Consider the following 5,389-nt stretch of genomic DNA (forward strand, 5'->3'; position numbering starts at 1 on the left):
TGTCAGAGAACGCGCCAATGCTTCCTATGAAGCCCAGCGGGAGCAACCCGGCCGCACGGGCGGCAAAAAGAACAGAAAGGTTTGGCGTCAAGAGAAGATCAAGTTCTGGCGCGCCGCCAACAGCGGCACTGAAGTCTTCAGGGCCAAGGGCCATTGCGACCATCCGGGGATGGGACGAGGCAATGGCCGATAGCTTTTGCAAGGCACCTGGGGTCTCGATTTGGGCAAGAAACCGGATACGTCCTAACGGAAGATTTCTTTCTCGTTCAAGTTCTGAGACCGCGTCCGCAATTTCGGACACCCACTCTGGCGAATCCGTCTTTGAAAGAACAAGTGCATCAACACCTGCCACGACGGCTGCATCAAGATCTGCCGCCAAGGCGCGCAAACTACGATTCACGCGGACCAAAACAGACGCGCCCTTGCGGCCCACCTTAGCCACAGACGCACAAAGCTGCCGCCGCGCCTCTCTCTTTTTATCCTGGGGAACAGAATCCTCCAGGTCGACAATGACGCCATCTGCACCCCGCTCATGCGCCCTCTCCACAAAGCGCGGAACGTGAGCGGGTACGAAGAGCAGGGATCTCCAGCGTGGTAAAGACATTGCGCCGTCAACGGCCACAAAGGTGTCCTTTATCATAAAGAGGCTTCGCGGTCGATTATAGCCAGGCCGGTGCCAGTGAAAGATGATCCGAGGCACGTAGGCTCTTTAGAACAAAAACCGCACCCCTCTTGCGGACATACCCGCTCATGCCGAGGCGGCCGTCCCGCGCAAACGCCTCAGAACCTCCTCGCGGACAGCATGGGTATGGGCGCCAAGGGCTGGAACTGGACGCAGTGATGGCCGCTCCAAGTTGAAAATCGCCGCCGGCGCGATCGTCTCGATCGTTCCATCGGGTGTCTCAACCTCAACTCTGCGAACATGGGGATGTTTTGAAACATCCGCCACTTCGCGCAGCCGGCCATATGCTAGGCCGGCCACCTCAAGTTCCTGCATTGCTTCGTTACAGGATAGTTGGGAAAACCGGCGTTCAATAATGTCATCAAGTTGCACACGGTGATCGAGGCGCTCCATGTTATCGGCGAAACCAGGTGCACATGTAAGCTCCGGCTGCTTCAGGAACTTCTCGCAAAAATTTACCCATTCGCGGTCGTTCTGAACCGAAAAGACGACATCTTTGCCATCGGCACAACGATACGCGCCATACGGCGCCAGCGACGGGTGCTTCACGCCTGCGCGTACGGTGCGGTACCCACTATAGTCGTTTTGCAGAACCGGCACGTTCATCCAGTCGGCGACGGCATCGAACAGCGATACCTGAATACTGGTCCCCTCGCCGGTGACCTCGCGGTGATAGAGTGCCTGAAGAATGGCACTGTGCGCTGTCATGCCCGCCGAGATGTCACAGACCGAGACTCCAACACGGGCGGGACCTTGATTGTTGCCGGTAATTGCGCATAGACCAGTTTCAGCCTGGACGATAAGATCATAAGCCTTCAAGTGGGAATATGGCCCTCTGTCCCCGAACCCAGAGATGTCGCAAGTGATCAGGCGCGGATATTGTCGACGCAGATCAGCAGACCCGAATCCCAATTTTTCGATGCTTCCCGGCTTCAGGTTCTGGATAAAGACGTCGGCGCCGGCAATAAGGATGTCGAGCACGGCCCGGTCCTCCTCCAACCTCAAGTCGAGACAGACCGACTCCTTGCCCCGGTTGAGCCAAACAAAGTAAGCGCTCTGCCCACGCACCAACTTGTCGTAGTTTCGGGCAAAGTCTCCTTCGGGCCTTTCGATCTTGATGACACGCGCGCCGGCATCCGCAAGACGAGAGGACGCATAAGGCGCAGCCACGGCCTGCTCCACGGCTACGACAGTGATCCTCTCAAGAGAGTTCTGCATGCGACACCGCTTTTTTCATCTTACGAGCTCGTTTTGAGTCCGACGACGGTTCAGCGTCGCCAGAAGCCGATTTTGTTCGTTCCCAACAATGGAGAATGCCTCGTCTACACCCATGCCGGGCTTTGCGAGCATCATGTCGGCCTGGGTCGCTAGCGAAACGTGGACTGTAGCCTGGGCCGAGAGATCCGTCTCGGTACAACTTCCCCCGACATACGCCCCTACTTTGTTCGCCTTACACAGCAGAACTGCTCGCGCTGTATCGGCAATTGAGCCCACGTCTGGCGTCTTGATTTGAACGAGGTGCGTGGCCTTCGCTTCGGCAAAGAGCCGAATATCCTCTAGCGTATTGCATCGTTCATCCACAACTATACGGGCGCTGGAGCCCCGACTGTCCAAGATCGATACGATCTTGGCGTAGTTCTCGATTTGAGCTTGGGTCGAACCAAAATCCGCCGGGGACTCGACATTGAGAATGAAAGCCGGAACACTCTCGGCAACCCTGCAGATAAAGTCAGCAATCTCTTGTGGCTCCATGCCAATTTCTTGGCCGATCCAGCCATAAACATCGAAATGCAGCACGGGATGATACCCGGGGCGGCCAATCTCGCGCGTACGCCTCGCGACCCACCTCACGAACTCCATGAAGGTCTGACCGCCAGTCCCGAATTTTTGTCGCGAGTTGATCAGACCGTGGGGGAGCACGTCCACCGCCCTCAGAATCATCTTATCAACGTTGATTTCGCGCGCATCTCCACTTTGACAATAAATCGGAACGCTGAACGTCGGCAGCGCTAGGTCAAATTCTTTGCACAGAATTTCCGCCATGGTGGTGCGGTGAAGGTGGGCCGCAGCGCGTAGGAGCGCCTGGCTGACGCCGTACTCGATCGCAAGAGGTAACTGCTTGTGGTCGTAGTCCTCTAAAACCGTCGCACAGGCATCAAGGTAACGAGACGCATCGACATCCAACAGTCGCGGCACCACAACCCGCGACGTCAATTCCGAAATTTGGACAGAATCAAACAAAGGATCCCGCCCGCCAGCACCAGAGTACTGCACGCCCATCATGTCACCCCAAACGACGCTGTCGTCCGCTAGTACAAGTCCGACGCTGAGCGACGACGCCGGAACGCGAATGGACGTAAATCCAGGCGTCACCGGTTCGCCAAGATAAATAAAGCCGTCCTGGATCGCTCCGGACCTAATGGCAGACTGATCGTCATAAAAGAACGCGCCGTTGCCAGATGCGAGTAGGACGTCTTTGATCTGCACTTCGTTCGCTCGAATGTTCCAATTACACTAATGAAGGGGTATGCTGACATGCGTTGCATCGATTATGGGCCACTTGTCGCCGGACCCGCCAATATAAAGTCGGGGACGGTCCCATCGCGTTTTGAGATGGCCCATGCCTGAAAGGCGGATCAGTCGCCTTGACGCTGCCATTGACGTGCCCGCAAGGTGCTGGTTGGCAATTGCGAGAACAGTAGCCCCGCACAGAGTTCCCCCACGATGGCGTCCAAAGCGCGCCACAACAATGCCGATTACCGAACGATATATTCGTTCGCCATCGCAGGCACCTCAACTGGCATTACTTCTCGACGATCGGAAGGTCGATGAAGCAGCCCCCGGGACCGCGATAAAACTTCAGCAATGGCGGCTCGCCGTCCGCGGGCACATTGGCGAACGAAGTCTTGTCACTTCCGGCGAGGACTACCCTCAAGCGATAACCTACCGAAAGGCGGGCGGAAATCGGGTGCAACGTGAACGTCAAGGTGGCAATTTCGCCCGGCGTAAGAGGCTCGGCGTCGCGTTCAAGAAAGCTGTGCTGTGGACCAAGAACGTCGAACGGAGAGTTGGTCCACACCTTCCGGTGCAGGACCCGCAGCTGCCCTTCCGTCAGATACCGGGATACCCCATCTGGTTGCACGGCCTCAAGGTAAACAAAGAAATTGCCATCTTCGCGCGTAGAGCTGATATTGAGCTCAACAAATGGATGCCCGGTGATTTCGAGGTCATTTGCCAATGGTTCGCTGGTATAGGTAAGCCGAGCCTCGTCGAACTGACGCCGATCTCCATAATCTACTTTACCCCCACTGCCGCCGTTGGTGTCCCACCGGTTTGTTAGAACGTCGCCAAGATCTCGGTCGACCTGCAGGAAGTCAAAACCTGCGGCGTCGGGCGATGAGTCCAGCCGCGAACCACTGGACATGTACCACCGTCTGCGCCTGGCTTCGGGCGGCCAGGACGTGGTCGATTTCCAAGCACCCTCGCCCACCGTGTAGTAGTGAACTACCTTACCTCCCACGCGCGCGGCTTCGCCGTTGAAACAAGCTTCAGCGAACCGGATATCATTGGCCTGCTGGGTCGCAAACGTTGGTAGGATTTCCTCATCGGCGGGCCGAAGCGGATCATAAGGTATCGCTCCACCGTGGTTCCAGGGACCGATTATCACGTTCATCGGATTTGATTGCAACAAGAAGCGGCGCACGGCCCCTTGCGCGGAGCCAGAATCAAACCAGCTCGCCCAATTCTGGGTAGGAATGCCGGACTTAGATATCCGCTCCGCCGCCATCTCTGGCGTCCAGTCAAGTATGGTTGCTCCGTCCCATAATGTCGGACGTTCGTCTTTGAAAGTGAGCTCATGAGCTTTCACCCAATCAGTGGGCGCCCGCTCATGGTCGCGTAGGGCGGCGACAAGGTCAGCCTCCCCTCCGGGTCCCACGGGTCGTACGCCCAGTTGAGACGGGCTTCCATCATCCCGGATCGACTCATTGCGGTCGAGGCTTTTTACGCCACTGTCCCAAAGATCCATCACTTGGTTAGGAACTCCGCCGGGAAAGGAAAGATCTTCATAAACACTATAATCGGCGAAGCGCGGCACGATCCCCTTCACTGCGGGGTGGTTTTGCTCAGCCATCCAGTCTGCGGAGTTGGCAGTGTATGACACGCCATAGCCAACCACCTGGCCAGTAGACCATGGCTGCGCGACTATCCAGTCGAGCACTTCGCTGTTGTCCAAGATCTCAGAGCGAGAGCGGTAGCCGGGCCATACCCCGAAAGACGCACCCGTGCCCCGAACATCTCCAACAACCACGGCGTAACCGTGCTGGACGAACATTTCAGCGTAGCAATTAGACAAGCTGCCCTTCTTCCCGCGCCAATAGCGTGTCATTACTAAAATGGTATTGCGCTTGGTTTCGGTGCTGTCACCCATTGGACGCACGACATCCAACGCCAGCCTGACGCCGTCGCGCATTCTCACATACGACGATTCCACGGGTCCCAGTTTGTAGTGCCCCGCTATTTCGCCACGAAGTTCTAAGCGGAACATCGAATCTAGCTGGGAACGAGAGAGGCTCATTGCGTTTTCCTGAATTCTAGATGGTGTTATAAAGTCCAAATAACCAACCTTAGGGGCCGGCTTGATGGGCTACCCGGTCGGGCAGATCGACCCCGTGAACAGCGCGCAATTTCGTTGCTGTGGCCCCAATC

At 56.7% G+C, this 5,389-nt stretch carries 4 protein-coding genes; all 4 read right to left on the reverse strand.

The features are described 5' to 3' along the window. The coding region (locus tag EOC06_RS06890) for a CoA ester lyase (protein WP_245469376.1) at positions 1-640 on the reverse strand (640 nt) is incomplete at its 3' end. A 108-nt stretch (positions 641-748) separates the two neighbouring features. After that, entirely contained in the window at positions 749-1,900 is a 1,152-nt protein-coding gene (locus EOC06_RS06895; protein ID WP_127266647.1) for a CaiB/BaiF CoA-transferase family protein, read from the reverse strand. Between the two features lie 15 nt (positions 1,901-1,915). Further along, the gene (locus tag EOC06_RS06900) at positions 1,916-3,169 is read right to left on the reverse strand and encodes a methylaspartate ammonia-lyase (RefSeq protein ID WP_127270361.1); all 1,254 of its coding nucleotides are present in this window, start codon (positions 3,167-3,169) and stop codon (positions 1,916-1,918) included. Positions 3,170-3,485: 316 nt separating this feature from the next. Next, positions 3,486-5,258: a CocE/NonD family hydrolase gene (locus EOC06_RS06905; protein WP_127270362.1), complete on the reverse strand. Its 1,773-nt coding sequence runs from the start codon at positions 5,256-5,258 to the stop codon at positions 3,486-3,488. Positions 5,259-5,389 lie beyond the last annotated feature (131 nt).

It is taken from the genome of Mesorhizobium sp. M7A.F.Ca.MR.362.00.0.0, from assembly GCF_004023175.1.
In the GTDB taxonomy this organism is placed as follows: domain Bacteria; phylum Pseudomonadota; class Alphaproteobacteria; order Rhizobiales; family Rhizobiaceae; genus Mesorhizobium.